Source organism: uncultured Xanthomonas sp., from assembly GCF_964278005.1.
GTDB classification, from domain to species: domain Bacteria; phylum Pseudomonadota; class Gammaproteobacteria; order Xanthomonadales; family Xanthomonadaceae; genus Xanthomonas_A; species Xanthomonas_A sontii.
Genome location: NZ_CAXYKF010000014.1, coordinates 33,857 through 50,050, shown reverse-complemented (window position 1 = coordinate 50,050; position 16,194 = coordinate 33,857). Strand labels below are relative to the sequence as shown.

The 16,194-nt window shown below is 69.7% G+C and carries 14 protein-coding genes; 5 read left to right on the top strand and 9 right to left on the bottom strand.

Translation table 11 applies throughout. The features are described 5' to 3' along the window. Positions 1-11: 11 nt before the first annotated feature. The 7 genes from ACHWVH_RS08405 to ACHWVH_RS08375 form a co-directional block, all read right to left on the bottom strand. On the bottom strand, positions 12-1,346 hold the full coding sequence (locus ACHWVH_RS08405; RefSeq protein WP_295923532.1) for a hypothetical protein: 1,335 nt from the start codon (positions 1,344-1,346) through the stop codon (positions 12-14). A gap of 572 nt (positions 1,347-1,918) precedes the next feature. Continuing rightward, positions 1,919-2,593 carry a YitT family protein gene (locus ACHWVH_RS08400; protein ID WP_017913917.1) on the bottom strand — a complete coding sequence of 225 codons (675 nt, stop codon included), beginning with the start codon at positions 2,591-2,593 and terminating at the stop codon, positions 1,919-1,921. A gap of 195 nt (positions 2,594-2,788) precedes the next feature. After that, a complete protein-coding gene (locus ACHWVH_RS08395) occupies positions 2,789-3,385 on the bottom strand; it encodes an MFS transporter permease (RefSeq protein WP_295923534.1) in 597 nt (198 codons plus the stop codon). Positions 3,386-3,834: 449 nt separating this feature from the next. Beyond that, positions 3,835-5,334, bottom strand: coding sequence for a diguanylate cyclase (locus ACHWVH_RS08390; protein WP_295923536.1), 1,500 nt, complete (start codon positions 5,332-5,334; stop codon positions 3,835-3,837). Further along, positions 5,331-6,674, bottom strand: coding sequence for a WD40 repeat domain-containing protein (locus ACHWVH_RS08385; protein ID WP_295923538.1), 1,344 nt, complete (start codon positions 6,672-6,674; stop codon positions 5,331-5,333). Before ACHWVH_RS08385 ends, ACHWVH_RS08390 begins: the two co-directional genes overlap by 4 nt. Positions 6,675-6,765: 91 nt before the next feature. Next, complete coding sequence (locus ACHWVH_RS08380) at positions 6,766-7,896, bottom strand: PilT/PilU family type 4a pilus ATPase (protein WP_010344137.1); 1,131 nt, start codon at positions 7,894-7,896, stop codon at positions 6,766-6,768. 127 nt (positions 7,897-8,023) lie between these two features. After that, on the bottom strand, positions 8,024-9,061 hold the full coding sequence (locus ACHWVH_RS08375; RefSeq protein ID WP_010344138.1) for a type IV pilus twitching motility protein PilT: 1,038 nt from the start codon (positions 9,059-9,061) through the stop codon (positions 8,024-8,026). Positions 9,062-9,182: 121 nt separating this feature from the next. On the opposite strand from ACHWVH_RS08375, the gene ACHWVH_RS08370 reads away from it, so the two are divergent. The 4 genes from ACHWVH_RS08370 to ACHWVH_RS08355 all read left to right on the top strand — a co-directional run bounded on the left by ACHWVH_RS08370 (position 9,183) and on the right by ACHWVH_RS08355 (position 12,753). Then, a complete protein-coding gene (locus ACHWVH_RS08370) occupies positions 9,183-9,839 on the top strand; it encodes a YggS family pyridoxal phosphate-dependent enzyme (protein ID WP_017909917.1) in 657 nt (218 codons plus the stop codon). 316 nt (positions 9,840-10,155) lie between these two features. Next, on the top strand, positions 10,156-11,184 hold the full coding sequence (locus tag ACHWVH_RS08365; protein WP_318526801.1) for a hypothetical protein: 1,029 nt from the start codon (positions 10,156-10,158) through the stop codon (positions 11,182-11,184). 128 nt (positions 11,185-11,312) lie between these two features. Continuing rightward, positions 11,313-12,158, top strand: coding sequence for a pyrroline-5-carboxylate reductase (gene proC / locus ACHWVH_RS08360; protein ID WP_394686982.1), 846 nt, complete (start codon positions 11,313-11,315; stop codon positions 12,156-12,158). A gap of 142 nt (positions 12,159-12,300) precedes the next feature. After that, positions 12,301-12,753 (top strand): DUF4426 domain-containing protein, encoded by a 453-nt coding sequence (locus tag ACHWVH_RS08355; protein ID WP_267092570.1) that lies wholly within the window; start codon positions 12,301-12,303, stop codon positions 12,751-12,753. Positions 12,754-13,274: 521 nt separating this feature from the next. Here the strand turns inward: ACHWVH_RS08355 and soxR are convergent. Next, positions 13,275-13,712: a redox-sensitive transcriptional activator SoxR gene (gene soxR, locus ACHWVH_RS08350; RefSeq protein ID WP_267085740.1), complete on the bottom strand. Its 438-nt coding sequence runs from the start codon at positions 13,710-13,712 to the stop codon at positions 13,275-13,277. 101 nt (positions 13,713-13,813) lie between these two features. On the opposite strand from soxR, the gene ACHWVH_RS08345 reads away from it, so the two are divergent. Continuing rightward, positions 13,814-15,199 carry an MFS transporter gene (locus ACHWVH_RS08345; RefSeq protein ID WP_394686981.1) on the top strand — a complete coding sequence of 462 codons (1,386 nt, stop codon included), beginning with the start codon at positions 13,814-13,816 and terminating at the stop codon, positions 15,197-15,199. Positions 15,200-15,346: 147 nt separating this feature from the next. On the opposite strand, the gene ACHWVH_RS08340 is transcribed toward ACHWVH_RS08345, so the two are convergent. Beyond that, positions 15,347-16,147, bottom strand: a complete 801-nt coding sequence (locus ACHWVH_RS08340; protein WP_394686991.1) for a cobalamin-binding protein — start codon at positions 16,145-16,147, stop codon at positions 15,347-15,349. Positions 16,148-16,194 lie beyond the last annotated feature (47 nt).

Below are 16,194 nucleotides of genomic sequence, written 5' to 3'. Positions count from 1 at the left end.
AGGGGCGCGCCTCAGCGCGGCGTGGCCGGCCGCGCCGCCGGTGGGGCCTTCTGCGGCAACTGCGCCTGGAAGTAGTCGTTGATCACCACATGGCTGATGTTGACGTTCAGCCCCGGCAACGACTGCGCGCGCGGATCGGGCGAAATCACCTGGGTGGTGTTGTGGCAGGCGAAGCAGTTGTTCTGCGTGCTCTGCACCTGGGTGAAGGTCTCGATGGTGGAATTGGACAGCTTGATCGAGCCGGTGAGCAGCGGCGGCGCACCTTCGGGTGTCGGCGAGGGAATGCATTCCAGGGCCGAACCCGGCTGGAACGTGCAGTTGGGCGCCAACGCATCCTTGGCCACGAACCAGATCGCGCCGACCTCGAAGTAGTTCTTCCACACGTCGTTCAACTGGCTCTGCACCGAGGTGTTCATCGACTGGATGTTGGCGATGTTGCAGTCCTGGCCGCTCGGGCACGGCTTCTGCCCGCCGTACGGCACCATGCGGCAGACCTGGGTCACCGGACTCAGGGTCTGGGTCTGCGCGTTCAAGGTCAGCGCACCGGCACCGGCGGCGTTGACGTTGCACTGTTCGATCGGGGTACCGGCCTTGTAGAAGGTCCAGTCCTTGTCGGAGACGGGCTGGCCCGGATTGAGCGACGTGTCCACATCCGGTGCATTGTCGCGGTGCTCGAACGTGGCCCAGATCATCTCCGGATGTCCGGCGACCGTGCCGCCGATGTGGAAGCCGACCAGCGCCACGGTCTGGGTTTCGGTGTCGCCGGTGGCGATGATCTTGCCCTTGCGCATGCCCAGCTTGGCGATCTGCGCCTGGCGGGTATAGAACGTGGATACGTCCTCGCCCGGCTGCACCACTTTCCACGCCGCCTTCAGGGTCATGCTGCCGACCGGAAATGCCGCCTTCGGATCGAAGGCTCGCAACGCCTTCGGATCCTGCAGGTGATTGCTGGCGATGAACTGGCCGAACACGTCGTTGGAATGGATCGAGTAATAGACCGCGCGCCCATGCCGATCCACCAGCACGCCGTCCGGGCCCGCCTGATCGATCAGTTCGACGGTGCGCGCCTGCTGCGAGCGGCCGATCAACGGATCGAGGACGCCGTCGGCCACGCCGCCGATGCCATCGCTGGACATGCTCAGGAAGCGCGGCTGCCCGCCCACGTCCTGGGTCAGCCACAGGAACGTATTCCACGACCACTGATGGAACTCGCAATTGCTGCTGGACGCGAAGCCCGCCGAATCCGGCGCCGGCGTTTGCGCATGCGGGAACCACGACGGCGCCGGCGGCCCCGGCGGCGTGCAGGCCGCTGCGCTTGGCGCGGGCCCCGATCCGGATCCCGCCACGGGCGTGGGGGTCGGCGTGACCGTCCCGCCACCGCTGCCGGGCTTCGATCCCGACCCAGGATTCACGGCAGAGCACGCCGCAACCACCACACAGACCAATGCTGCGAATCCCATCGCACGTTTCATCGCACTGCCCCTCGTTCCGTGGAAAAGCTGTAAGCGCCGGCATCCGTCGCGGCGCGCCGGACAGGCAGCGCCGCGCCGCCGCGCAGGCGCGGCGTCGAACATCATGGTGAACGTCATGCAGGTGGGATCGCGCTCCCCGCGACCGCGTTGCGCCGTCCGTGCGCACTCATCCTTTCTTCGACAGCAGCATGCGCTGCGTCACACTTGGACAGCAAGGCTGTTTCGTAGACACCGCGGCAATTCCGTAGACACTTGCCGTCATGCACGGGCGACGCCGTGCCCAGCACAGTGCAGCGGCACGCCGATGGACGGCGGGCATTGCATGCATGTCCTGCATGACCAAGCGCAACACGGGCGGATCGCGCGACGTTCGCGCCCCCGCAAGGAACCCCTGCGTACTGCGACGCGCGCGTCGCCGATCGCGCGACGGCGACCGGCGGCGGACCTCACACGCCCATGTAGCGGCCGGCGCGGTGGTTGAACATCAGCACCAGGCTCAGCACCACCGCGCCGATCGCCGAGTACAGCACCTGCTGCGGCGCCAGCAGCCAGAACGCCACCGCCATCAGCGCCGCGTCGAAGCTCATCTGCACCTTGCCCGCGCTCCAGCCGCGGCTGCGTTGCAGGTAGACCGCGAGGATGCCGACGCCACCGAGGCTGGCGCGGTGGCGGATGAAGAACAGGATGCCCAGGCCGACCAGCGCGCCGCCGACCAGTGCCGAGAACAGCGGCGTCATCGTCGCCCACTGCGCCCAGCGCGGCAGCAGATCGGTCAGCAGGCCGCAGGCGGCGACCGCGACGAAGGTCTTGAGCGTGAATTCCCAGCCCATGCGCCGCACCGCCAGCCAATAGAACGGCAGGTTGACCAGCACGAACATCAGCCCGAAGTTCCAGCCCAGCGCGTAGTGCAACAGGAAGGCCACGCCGGCCATGCCGCCGATCATCAGCCCGCCATGGGCGAACACCGCCAGCCCCAGCGAGGCCACCAGGGTCGCCAGCAGCATGCCCTGCACGTCCTCGGCCACGCTGTGGCGCAGCGCGCGCGCATCCTGCACGGTGCCGGCCGAATCCGGCGGCGGGGTCAGCGGTCCGGCGGTGACGACGGTGCCGTCGTCGGGCAACGGGTCCAGGTCCGGACGCAGATCGGAATCGGGAAGGCTCACGGGAGGGGCACAGCGTGGGGGGCGGTATTAGACACCAGCCAGGCAGTGGTTGCACATGAAACTTTGACGACTCGCAGCGGCTCGTGCCTGCGACGTGTCGGTAGCCGGATGCCGACCCTGTGGCCTCCCCCGATTCCGCTCAGCGTTCGTGACCTATCGCTGTGGCAGAGCGATGTGGACGGGGAGGCCGACGGTCACCGCCCTCACCATCGAGATCACCACCAGCAGCACCACCGGCCCGGCGATGGCCAGCCACGTCCACGTCCAGGCGTTGAACCGCTCCGCCGCGCCGCGCGGCAGCCCGCGCGCCTGCTTGAACCGCGCCAGGCGCTGGTTGACCAGCACGACCGGCGTCCACGTCAGCAGCGTCAACAGCGACAACGCGGAGGGCCACGCGCCCAGCAGGCTCAGGCAGACATAGGCCAACGCCGGCCCCAGCCAGCCGACCAGTGCGCCACGCTGCGCGCCGATGATGCGTTCCAGCCCGCGAAAGCAGGCGAATACCCAAAGCAGCGAGAACACCGAGCGCCACACCGGCGAGATGCGTCGTCGCCCGGACAGCAGGCGCAAGGCGCGCCAGTTGCGGTAGAACCAGTACAGCGCATACCAGCCGAAGCTGGTCGCGCACAGCAGCGCCAGCTTGGCCGCCGAGGGCGCGAACAGCGTGGACAGCGGGTCGGCGGGTGCCGAGGCGCTCTCGGTGTCGGGCAGCGTGGCGACGGGAGCGGCGTAGGGGTTGTCTGTTTGCATGGCTCGCATTCTGGCGCACCGTCCCCTCATCCGCCCCTTCGGGGCACCTTCTCCCGAGGGGAGAAGGGAGCAAAAAAGCCCCTCTCCCACCGGGGCGACAGGGTGCGGCCTGCGCGCCACTGGCGCGCGCACCCTGGAGCGCCCGCGCCGCAAGCGCGGGCCGGGGCGCGGAGCGGGGGTTGGGGTGAGGGTCCGACGCGAAGCATCTCGCGGAGTTCGAGTGCATGAGGCTGCGCCCGTACCCTCATCCGCCCCTTCGGGGCACCTTCTCCCGAGGGGAGAAGGAACAGCAAAGCCCCTCTCCCACCGGGAGAGGGGTTGGGGTGAGGGTCCGGCGCGAAGCGCCCCGCCGAAACAGAAACACGAGACTTCGCCCGTACCGTCATCCCCCTTCGGGGGGCACCTCCCCCCGAGAGGGCGCCATGGTTACGACGGGAAACGGAGAACACTTAGCGCACAGCCACCGCGCGGCGCTGCCGCTTGTCCGCGTACATCTCCGCATCGGCGCGTTCGAGAAGTTCCTCCAGCGCCTCCGCGTCCAGATCCCGGCGGTGGCACAAGGCCAGGCCGAAGCTGGCCGACAGTGCGGTTGCGAATCCGTCGTCGTCGCCGGGCTTGGCAAGCGCACCGCGCAACGCGTCGATCAGCCCCTGCGCCCTCTCCGGCGTAGTCAGCGGCAGGTAGAGCGCGAACTCGTCGCCGCCCCGGCGCCCCAGCAACTGGCCCGGCCGCAGGCAGCGCCGGCAGCGCTTGACGAAGGCACGCAGCGCCGCATCCCCGGCGGCGTGTCCGAACTGGTCGTTGATCGCCTTGAGGTTGTCCATGTCGGCGACGATCACCGCCAGCGGACGCGGGTCCTGCGCGGCCAGTTGCAGATCGTTGAGCACCTGCTCCAGGAATCCGGTGCGCGACAGCGCCGCGGTCACCGGATCGCGCACCAGCGCATGGCGCAGCCGCGTGTTGTCGGCATAGAGCCCGGGGACGGCCAGGCCGAAGTAGCTGTTCGCCGCCAGGCTGATCATGGCGAACTGCAGCGCGAGCGCCTGCGCCTCGAGCCGCAGCAACGGCGTGGCGACGGCGATCAGCAGGCTGAAGGCCGCGATCGCCACCAGCGCCTGCAGCATCCCGTGGGTATGCACGATCCACAACTGGATCACCACCACCACGAACAGCGCGAACACCACGGCGGGCTGCCGCGGCAACGCCGCCGCCAGCGCCATCACCACCAGGGTGACGCCGAGCAGCAACGCGAGCTTCACCAGGTAGGCAGAGACGCTTCCGGCCGGCGCGACCATCCCCGACAGGCGCGGGATACCCGGCTGCGGCACGATCTGCAGCCACTCGGCCAGGCGCAGCACCCCGACGATCGCCAGCGGGCCGAGCGCCAGCAGGCCGGCGTAGTCGCCGATCGCCCATGGGATCAATTGCGCCAGCATGCTCGGCAAGTCGATCGCGCCGGTGACGGCCAGCCCCGCGCCGCCCAGGCAGGCAGACAGCAGCGACGCCACGCCGCCCCCCAGGATGAAGCAGGTAACCACACGTGGCAGGCTGCTCGAGGACACCCCGCGGCCGACCAGGCGCAGCAGCCAGGCCAGCCCACCCCAGACGCAGAACTGCTGGGCGGTGAACAACAGCGCGTATCCCAGCACCGCCTGACCGGGGACCACGGGGTGGCCGCTGGTGCGATAGAAGCTGAGCAGCGTGGCCAGCACGCAGGCGCTGGCGATCGCCGGCGCACCGCGCCAGCCCAGCACCATGAACGTGGCCAGCGTCACCGCCACCGGCGGGAACCACAGGCTCGCATGCGGCTGGTAGTCCAGGACCCGCGCCAACTCGAAGACCGCCAGCCACGCCACCACCAGCACCACCGACAGCACCAGCAGCGCGCCGGGACGGCGCGGCGCCGCGACGCGCGTACGCAACGGCGCCTCGGCGTCCCGGCCTGTCATCCATCCGACTCCGCGCGGCCACGGCCGATCGCCGAACCGGGGCCGGCGAAGGCGGTGACCGCGCTGTCGTCGCTGCCGCCCACCACTACCGTGGCACCGCTGTTCAGACGGATCGGCCAGCTCATGTTGTCCGTGCCATAGGACCATTGCAGCGTGCCGTCGTTCGCGTTCCAGAGGGTGAACGCGCCGGGCGTCCCGTCGGGATGGCCATCGGCCAGCCCCAGCCACTGCCCGTCCGGGTCGAACGCCAGGTCGTTGGGCGAGTGCGCGCTGTGCGCGGTCCACTGCGGCGTGGCGGCGGTACCGGCATCGGCGTACACGGCGACGACGCCACCGCCCTTGAGATTGCCGGCGATCGCGACCTTGTTTCCAGCGCGATCGCAGGCCACCCCGTAGATGGTCGTGGCGCCCTCGGGCACCGTCTCGGTCCAGGCCGGCCCAGGCGTTTTCTGGAACGCCGCCACGTCGAACGCGTACAGCGTGCCGTCGCTGGCACCGGCATAGGCGCGACGGCCATCGCCCGACAGCGCCGCGGCATGGACGCGGGCCTGCTTGGGCAACTGCCAGCGCGTCAGCGTCCCCGGCTGTCCCGCTGCGATCGAGAACAGGATGATCTCGCCCTGTGCGCTGGCAACCAGTCCGATCGTGCCATCGGCAGCGAGGCCGGTGGCGATGACGCTGTCGGCGCTGTCGCCGGTGCCACCGGCGCTCAGCGCGATGCACACGGGCTCACCGAAGGACGCGTCGCTGTCGCGGCAGAACAGATAGCCCTGCTCGGCACCGGCCAGCAACGTGCGCCCACGCGCATCCAGCGCCACCATGTTGCCGCGGACGGGGAGCGCATGGGACAGCAGCTCCTTTCCGCCCGGGACCGCCCAGGCACTGATGAAGCCCGCATACGGTTGTTGGCTCTTCCAGCCGCAACTGGCCACGGTGCTCCCGTCCGCTGCCACGTCGACCCAGTACACGCCCTGCCAACCTTGGAATTCCTGCGTCAGCAGGCGGTTGCCGGCGCGATCCCACGCATAGGTGCCGAAGCACCCCTGCTGGTCGTCGCCCACATCGCTGCGCGTGGCCGCGGGTGCGATGCGTTCGAAGATCTTGCGTTGCTCGAGCGGCACCGCATCCAGCCCAGGAACCTGCGACAGCCCGCCGTACTGGTGGAAAAAGGTGCCGGCGACGATGACATTGCCATCGTCTGAGACCGCCACGGAATTGATGTAGTAGCCGGCATGCGGCTGTGTCGACCAAAGCACCTCGGGCACGTCGTTCATGGCGGCTTCCTTCTCTTCGGCTGAACAGTCCGCGATGGATCTCGGCGGACAGTTGACTGAAAACACGACACCCGTGGACGCAACTGAAGCAGCCGCTACGACGTAGCCCCCCTCACCGCATCCCGCGCCCCACCTTGCGCTCGCCTGCCAAGCCGGCTCAGCGCACCTCGGCGATCTCGACCCCGTCCAGGCCCTGCGCCAGGGTGCGCGCGTCGCCGCCCTGCGCCAGCTTGATGCGCAGGCGCACCTCGTTCTGCGAATCGGCGTGGCGCAGCGCATCCTCGTAGCTGATCTCGCCGGCCTGGTACAGCTCGAACAGGCTCTGGTCGAAGGTCTTCATGCCCAGGTTGGTGGACTCCTTCATCACGTCCTTGAGCTTGTGAATCTCGCCCTCGCGGATGTAGTCCTGCACCAGCGGCGTACCGAGCATGATCTCCATGGCCACGCGGCGGCCCTTGCCGTCCGGGGTCGGGATCAGCTGCTGCGCGACCACGCCGCGCAGGTTCAGCGACAGGTCCATCAGCAGCTGGCTGCGGCGGTCCTCGGGGAAGAAGTTGATGACGCGGTCCATCGCCTGGTTGGCGTTGTTGGCGTGCAGGGTGCACAGCACCAGGTGGCCGGTCTCGGCGAAGGAGATGGCATGGTCCATGCCCTCGCGGGTGCGCACCTCGCCGATCATGATCACGTCCGGCGCCTGGCGCAGGGTGTTCTTCAGCGCGTTCTCCCAGCTGTCGGTATCGATGCCGACCTCGCGCTGGGTGATGATGCAGCCCTCGTGCTTGTGCACGAACTCGATCGGGTCCTCGATGGTGATGATGTGCCCGGTGGAGTTCTGGTTGCGGTAGCCGATCATCGCCGCCAGCGAGGTCGACTTGCCGGTGCCGGTGGCGCCGACGAAGATGATGATGCCGCGCTTGGTCATCGCCAGGGTCTTGATCACCGGCGGCAGGTTCAGCTCGTCCACGCTGGGAATGCGCGTCTCGATCCGGCGCAGCACCATGCCGACCTGGTTGCGCTGGTAGAAGCAGCTGACGCGGAAGCGCCCGACCCCGGCCACGCCGATGGCGAAGTTGCACTCGTGGGTCTTCTCGAACTCCTCGCGCTGCGCCGGCGTCATCACGTTCAGCACCAGGTCGCGGCTCTGCTGCGGGGTCAGCGGCGTCTGCGTGATCGGGGTGATCTTGCCGTGCACCTTGATCGCCGGCGGCATGCCCGAGGTGATAAACAGGTCCGACGCCTTCTGGTGCGCCATCAGTTTCAGGAAGGAGGTGAAGTCGATGGTGCTCATGGTCGGCTCCTTCGGAGCTGAGAATCGGGAATGGAGAATCGGGAATCGCAGCAGCGGGCATCCGGAAGCGGGAAGGATGGGGCGGTTGCTCTTCCCATTCCCGATTCCCTATTCCCGATTCCCGGCCTCACTCGAACAACCGCTTGTCCTTGGCGTACTCGCGGGCCTGGTTGCGGGTGATCAGGCTGCGCTTGACCAGGTCCTGCAGGTGCTGGTCCAGGGTCTGCATGCCGTTCTGCTGGCCGGTCTGGATCGCCGAGTACATCTGCGCGACCTTGTCCTCGCGGATCAGGTTGCGGATGGCCGGGGTGCCGACCATGATTTCCCAGGCCGCGGTGCGGCCGCCGCCGACCTTCTTCAGCAGCGCCTGCGAGATCACCGCGCGCAGCGACTCGGACAGCATCGAACGCACCATCGGCTTCTCGCCGGCGGGGAACACGTCGATGATGCGGTCGATGGTCTTGGCCGCCGAGCTGGTATGCAGGGTGCCGAACACCAGGTGGCCGGTTTCCGCCGCGGTCAGCGCCAGGCGGATGGTTTCCAGGTCGCGCAACTCGCCGACCAGGATGATGTCCGGGTCTTCGCGCAACGCCGAGCGCAGCGCCTCGTTGAAGCCGTGGGTGTCGCGGTGCACCTCGCGCTGGTTGATCAGGCACTTCTGCGAGGTGTGCACGAATTCGATCGGATCCTCGACGGTGAGGATGTGGCCGTATTCGTTCTTGTTGATGTAGTCGATCATGCCGGCGAGCGTGGTCGACTTGCCCGAGCCGGTCGGCCCGGTGACCAGGATCAGGCCCTGCGGCTGGTCGATCAGCTGGCGGAAGATCGGCGGGCAGCCCAGGTCTTCCAGGGTCAGCACTTCCGAGGGAATGGTACGGAACACCGCGCCGGCGCCGCGGTTCTGGTTGAACGCGTTGACGCGGAAGCGCGCCAGGCTGGGAATCTCGAAGGAGAAGTCGACCTCGAGGAATTCCTCGTAGTCGCGGCGCTGCTTGTCCGACATGATGTCGTAGACAAGCGCGTGCACCTGCTTGTGGTCCAGCGCCGGAATGTTGATGCGGCGGACGTCGCCATCGACCCGGATCATCGGCGGCAGGCCCGCGGACAGGTGCAGGTCGGACGCCTTGTTCTTGACCGAGAACGCCAATAGTTCAGCGATATCCATACGCTGCTTTTCCCCTTGGGCTGCGACTGGAAGGATGATTCCCCGGCCGGCAGTATAGCGCCCTTCCCTTTGCCGGAACGCCGCCGTGCCCCTCTCTCCGCTGCAACAGATTCGCCTGGACATGGACCGCGCCGCCGACGCCGCGGGGCGCCCGCACGCGCAGTTGCTGGCGGTGTCCAAGACCCAGCCGGCCGAGGCCGTGGCGGCGCTGGCCGCGCAGGGGCAGCGCGCCTTCGGCGAGAACTACGTGCAGGAAGCGGCGGCCAAGATCGCCGCGCTGGCCGAGGCCGGACTGGAATGGCATCTGATCGGCCACCTGCAGTCGAACAAGGCCGAACAGGCGGCGACGCTGTTCGACTGGGTGCAGACCGTGGACCGGCCCAAGCTGGTCGCCGCCCTGGCCAAGGGCCGCGCGGCAGCACCCGAACGCGCGCCGCTGAACGTGCTGATCCAAGTCAACATCGACGACGAGGCCAGCAAGCATGGCTGCCAGCCCGACGCCGTGGACGTGCTGGCCGCGGCCATCGCCGCGCAGCCGGCGCTGATGCTGCGCGGGCTGATGGCCATTCCCGCGCCATGGCCGGAGGCCGAACGCCGCATCGACGCGTTCGCGCGCATGCACGCCCTGTTCGCGCGGCTGCGCACCGCCCACCCGCAGGTCGACACCTTGTCGATGGGCATGAGCGGCGACTTCGCCGACGCCATCGCCGCCGGCGCCACCATGGTGCGGGTCGGCACCGCCCTGTTCGGGGCGCGCGGTCCGCGCGCTTCCGGCTGAACCCCCTGCTGCCGCGCCGCATTACCGCAGTGCCCGTGACACCGTGATGATTTGTCTACGGCCGCTTCAAAATCGATTCACCAACATCGGAATTCTGTCGTAAGCGATCTTGTTGAAAACCATAGAGTTTCGGGATGAATGAAAGGTTCGCGCCGACAGTGCTTCCTGAACCATGCGACACGGTTGCAAACCGTTAATTCAGTCACGTTTCAGACGCACGCGCTTCGCTTCCATGGCGGCCGACCGCGGGTCCTCCGCAGTCCATTGCCGAATGCGCTCGGCTCGAACGAGGTCACAGATGCAAGCATCCACCCGATTGCTGTTCGCCTCCTGCGTCATTGGTCTGCTGCACGTCCCCGCGGCGATGGCCGCGCCGACGGCGACGCCGGCCTGGACCAACGAAGAAGCGATGATGTCGCCCGCGGAAGTCCAGGCACGCACCGCCTGGCGCGAAACCATGGCGCATCAACCGACGCCGGCGGAAGGCTGCTTCCATGCCAACTTCCCCGATACGCAGTGGCAAACGGACGTCTGCAAGACCCTGACCCGCCGCGTGCATCCGATCCCGCACAAGATCCTGTTCGGCGCCACCGAGACCACCGGCAACGGCTACGACTACGCGCTGCGTTCCAGCAGCTTGATCAGCAAGGTCGTGGGCAGCTTCCCGCAGGTGACCGGCGTGACCTCGGAGAAAGGCGTGGGCGTGGCCTCCTTCGGCGGCGGCGGCATCCTCGGCCCGAACGAGTACTCGCTGCAGATCAACTCCAACTACAACGCCACCACCAGCGTCTGCGGCGGCCGCTCCGGCTGCACCGTGTGGCAGCAGTTCGTCTACGCCACCGACTACGAGACCCAGGGCCAGGCCGCGGTGTTCATGCAGTACTGGCTGATCGGCTACGGCAGCAGCTGCCCGAGCGGCTGGATGAGCGGCGGCGGTTCGGACTGCTACCGCAACAGCAATGCGGTCAGCGCGCCGGACGTGCCGGCCACGCAACTGGCCAACCTCAAGCTGACCGGTTCGGCCACCGCCAACGGCAACGACACCATCACCTTCACCAACAACGGCACCGCCTACAGCGTCAGCGCCAAGGACAGCGTGGTCAAGCTGGCCACCGTGTGGAAGGACGCCGAGTTCAACGTGGTCGGCAACGCCGGCGGTTCCAGCGCCAACTTCAACTCCGGCTCGTCGATCACGGTGAAGGTGGCCGCCACCAACGGCTCCACCGCCGCCCCGACCTGCGCGGCCAATGCCGGCAGCACCGGCGAGACCAACAACCTCAACCTGGGCAGCTGCTCGACGGCCGGCGGCAGCACGCCGTCGATCACCTTCACCGAGTCCAACTGAGGCCGCCGCGCCGGTCCGCATGGCGGCCGGCGCGTTCTTCCGCAGCGTGACCCGGACTCCGCCGCACCGCAGCAACGCGGCGCGGCGCAGCCGCTACCATGGCGCTCCCTCTTTGCGACGGTGCGCACATGGCTTCCGCTTCCCCCGATTCCCACGCCGCCGATATCGCCTTCATCGGCGGCGGCAACATGGCGCGCAGTCTGATCGCCGGGCTGGTCCGGCAGGGCGCCGATCCGCGCCGCATCCGTGTGGCCGAGCCGGTGGCGGCGCTGCGCGAAGCCCTGGTCGCCGAGTACGCCGTCCACGCCGTCGCCTCCGCGGCCGAAGCCGCCGACGGCGCGGCGCTGTGGATGTTCGCGGTCAAGCCGCAGGTGCTGCGCGGGGTCTGCACCGAACTGGCCACGCTGGCGCAGGCGCAGCGGCCATTGCTGGTGTCCATCGCCGCCGGCATCACCACCGCGCAACTGGACCGCTGGCTCGGCGGCGGCCACGCCCTGGTCCGCGCGATGCCGAACACCCCGGCCCTGCTCGGCGCCGGCGTCACCGGCCTGTTCGCCAGCGCCGGCGTCGACGCCGGCCAGCGCGCCCACGCCGAGCGCGTGCTGGCCGCGGCCGGGGTCACCGTGTGGGTCGAGGACGAGGCGCTGATCGATGCGGTCACCGCGGTGTCCGGCAGTGGGCCCGCCTACGTGTTCCTGCTCGCCGAGGCGATGGAAGCGGCCGGCATCGCCCAGGGCCTGCCCGCCGACACCGCGCGTACCCTGACCCTGCAGACCGTGCTCGGCGCGGCGCGCATGCTCACCGAATCCGGCGAGGCGCCGAGCGAACTGCGCCGGCGGGTGACCTCGCCCAACGGCACCACCCAGGCCGCGATCGAGACCTTCCAGCGGGGCGGCTTCGAGGCGCTGACTGAAGCCGCGATCGCCGCGGCGGCGCAACGCGGCCGTGCCCTGTCCGCCGCCAACGACGACTGAGCGCGGCGGGCACCAGACGGGCACGGACGGTACTCGGCATCGGCATCGCCCCCCCGTACACTGCGACTCCTGCGCGCCGTCCGTATCCCCCCGGGCGACTGCGTAAGACCTGTTGTTCGCCACGCCAACCCGGAGAACGCCGATGCGTGTCCTGCCCGTTGCGCTGCTGTGCCTGGCCCTGGCCGCCTGCTCGGACCAGGACACCCCACGCCCGGCGACACTGCTCGCCGCCACCCCGGCGCAGGCCGATTTCGGCACGCTGCGCGTGCACTACAACGCCTTGCCCACCCTGGCGATGAGCGAAGACGTGGCGCGCCGCTACGGCATCGCCCGCGAGGCCGACACCGCGTTGGTGATGATCGCGCTGCGCACCCTGCATGGCGGCGAGGAAGCACCGGCGGTGGGCACGGTGGAGGCGGTGGCGACCGACCTCAGCGGCCAGCGCCAGCCGGTGGCGCTGCGCGCGGTCCGCACCGACGCCTACACCGACTACGTCGGCACCGTACGCAGCAGCGCCCACGACCAGTTGCGCTTCGTGGTGCAGGTGCGCAGCGCCGACGGCACCGGCACGGTGCGCTTCACCCGTAATTTCTAGCGCGTAGCGCGCGTCCGCGTTGCGCAGGCAACACAAACCGCAGTAGGAGCGGCTCTTGTCCCCTGTTTGGGATCAGCCGCGACTGGCATTACCGGGAATCCCCGGTCGCGGCTGCAACCGCGCCTACGGAAAGATCGATAGACCGACCGGCGCACAGCGAGCGCGGTCAATTGTGGGAGGGACTTCAGTCCCGACGCGGTCGCGGTGGACGGGGCGGCGTTGCCGCTTGTGTGTCGCCGGACGGTGGATGCAGTCGGGACTGAAGTCCCTCCCACATCGTCTCGATCGCACATCATGGCGCCATCGCGTGTCGTGGAAGCGGCTTTTGTCGCCTGTTTGGGAACAGCCGCGACTGGCGTTATCGGGAATCCCCGGTCGCGGCTGCAAGCGCGCCTACGGAAATATCCATAGACCGACCGGCGCAGAGCGAGCGCGGTCAATTGTGGGAGGGACTTCAGTCCCGACGCGGTAGCGGTGGACGGGGCGACATTACACGCGGCGGCTGCGCACACACGCAGCGCTCACTCCTCCGCCCAGCGCTGCGGGCCGTCGCCGTGCGCGGCCAGGGTGTCGGCCGGGTTGCTGAGCCGGCAGCGGCGCAGCGACAGGCAGCCGCAGCCGATGCAGTCGGTGAGCTGGTGGCGCAGGCGGGTCAGTTGCAGGATGCGCGCGTCCAGTTCCTCGCGCCACACCGCCGACATCCGCGCCCACTCGGCGCGGGTCGGGGTGCGCGCGTCGGGCAACTGCGCGAAGGCGGCCCTGACGCTATCCAGTGGCACGCCGACGCGTTGCGCCACGCGGATCACCGCCAGCCGGCGCAGCACGTCGCGCGTGTAGCGGCGCTGGTTCCCTGCGGTACGCATGCTGCGGATCAGGCCCTTGCTCTCGTAGAAATGCAGCGCCGACACCGCCACACCGCTGCGCGCGGCGACCTGCCCCACGCTCAGTTCCTCCTGCATCGCTTGACCTCGAGTCCGGTTGAGGTTGCATGCTGCACGGGCTGCACGCGCCCACGCAAGTCGCCGCCGGCAGACGTCCACCCTTTTTCCCAGGTTCGCCGATGCAAGACCACGCCACCACCGCCGCTGCTCCACCCGCCCCTGCCGCTGCCGGCTCCGTGCTGGCGCCGGCCTACCGCGCCACCACCGTCGGCATGGTCGCGCTGGTGTCGCTGATCGCCTTCGAGGCGCTGGCGGTGGCCGCGGCGATGCCGACCGTGGCCCGCGAACTGGACGGCCTGCGGCTGTACGCGCTGGCCTTCGGCGGCACCCTGGCCACCAGCGTGATCGGCATGACCGTGGCCGGGCGCTGGAGCGACCTGCACGGGCCGGCGACGCCGCTGTGGACCGGCCTGGCCTGCTTCGTCTGCGGGCTGCTGCTGGCCGGCTTCGCCCCGTCGATGGGATTCCTGCTGGCCGGCCGGCTGGTGCAGGGCCTGGGCGCCGGCGCGATCTCGGTGGTGTTGTACGTACTGGTCGCGCGGCTGTATCCGCAGGCGATCCGCCCGCGCATGTTCGCCGCGTTCTCCGCCGGCTGGGTGGTGCCGTCGCTGATCGGCCCCAGCATCAGCGGGTTGATCGTCGAGCACGTCGGCTGGCGCTGGGTGTTCCTGGCGGTACCGCTGCTGGCGCTGCCGGCGGCGGCGCTGCTGTGGCCGGCGCTGCGGCGCCTGCCGCCCGCCGCGAGCGCGGACGGCGCCAGCGGTGCGGCGCGGCGGTGGTCGCTGGGCGCCGCGGCCGGCGTCTGCCTGCTGTACCTGGGCGGCCAGCAGCGCGGGCTGTGGGCGGCGCTGCTGCTGCCGTCGGCGCTGGCGCTGTTGGCGCTGTGCACCTGGCGGCTGCTGCCGGCCGGCACCCTGCGCGCCGCGCGCGGCCTGCCCAGCGTGATCGCGCTGCGCGGCATCGCCGGCTCGGCGTTCTTCGGTTGCGAGGCGTTCCTGCCGCTGCTGCTGTCGCGCGAGCGCGGGCTGTCGCCGGTGTGGGCAGGCGTGGCGCTGAGCGCCGGCGCGCTGGGCTGGTTCGCCGGTTCCTGGTACCAGGGCCACTACGGCCGCGATGCCACCCGGCTGCGGCGGCTGCGGCTGGGCTGCACGCTGATGGCGCTGGGCATCGCGGCCACGGCGCTGGCGCTGCTGCCGGCAGTGCCGGCAGCGCTGGCGATCGGCGGCTGGACCGCGACCGGCCTGGGCATGGGCCTGATCTACCCGACCCTGGCGGTGCTGACCCTGACCCTGTCGCCGCCGGCGCGGCAGGGCCGCAACAGTTCGGCGCTGCAGTTGAGCGAGGCGATTGCGGTGGCGACCACGCTGGCGGTCGGCGGCTCGCTGTTCGCCGCGCTGCTGGCGTACTCGGCCGCGGCGGCCTACCTGTCGACCTTCGCCGTCGCCGCACTGATGGCCTTGCTCGGCCTGGGCATCGCCGGCCGTACCCAGCCGGCGCCGGGCTAACGGAATCGTCGCGTCCGGCGCCCGCCGCGGCGTGGTGGCGTGCGCGACAAGGAGGATCGCTGAGGCGGCGATCCGTCCATGGCCGCACGACGACGCGGCCATGCATGCGCGTTGCGCACGTTCGGATGGTGGCCTGGCAGCCCCGCCCTAGCGAGCGCCCACGCCCCTGGCCCAGGCCTGGATGATGTCGGCGATGGCGCGCACGCCGTCGGTGAGCGCGGCCGGCCCCGGCTGCAGGATCAGCGGCGACTTGATCTCGAACAGCTGCCCGTCGCGCACCGCCGGAATCGCCGCCCAGCCCGGCCGCGCGGCGACGCGCTCGGGGCGGAAGCGCTTGCCGCACCAGGAGCCGAGGATGATGTCCGGCGCGCGCCGCACCACCTCGTCGCCGTTGGCCAGGATCCGCGCCTTGGCCAACGGCTGCACCGACAGCTCCGGGAACACGTCCTCGCCGCCGGCGATGCCCACCAGTTCGGCCACCCAGCGGATGCCGGTGATGATGGGCTCGTCCCATTCCTCCAGGTACACGCGCGGCCGCCGCGGCAAGGTGGCGGCCTGCGCGGCGATGGCGTCGAGGCCGCGCTGCAACTCGTCGGCGTAGGCCTCGGCGCGCGGCCCGGCGCCGACCAGCGCGCCGAGCCGGCGGATGTAGTCGAGGATGCCGTCGACGCTGCGATGGTTGGCGATCCACACCTCCACGCCGTGCCGTACCAGTTCGGCGGCGATGTCGGCCTGGATATCGGAGAAGCCGATGGCGAGGTCCGGCTGCAGCTTGAGGATCTCGCCGATCTTGGCGCTGGTGAAGGCGCTGACCTTGGGCTTGTCGCGGCGCGCCTGCGGCGGGCGCACGGTGAAGCCGCTGATGCCGACGATGCGCTGCTGCTCGCCGAGCGCGTACAGCGTCTCGGTCGGCTCTTCGGTCAGGCAGACGATGCGCTGCGGGCCCACGCTCAGTGCGCCTCGCCCGAGCACGCGCGCACCGCGGCGGCGGTGCC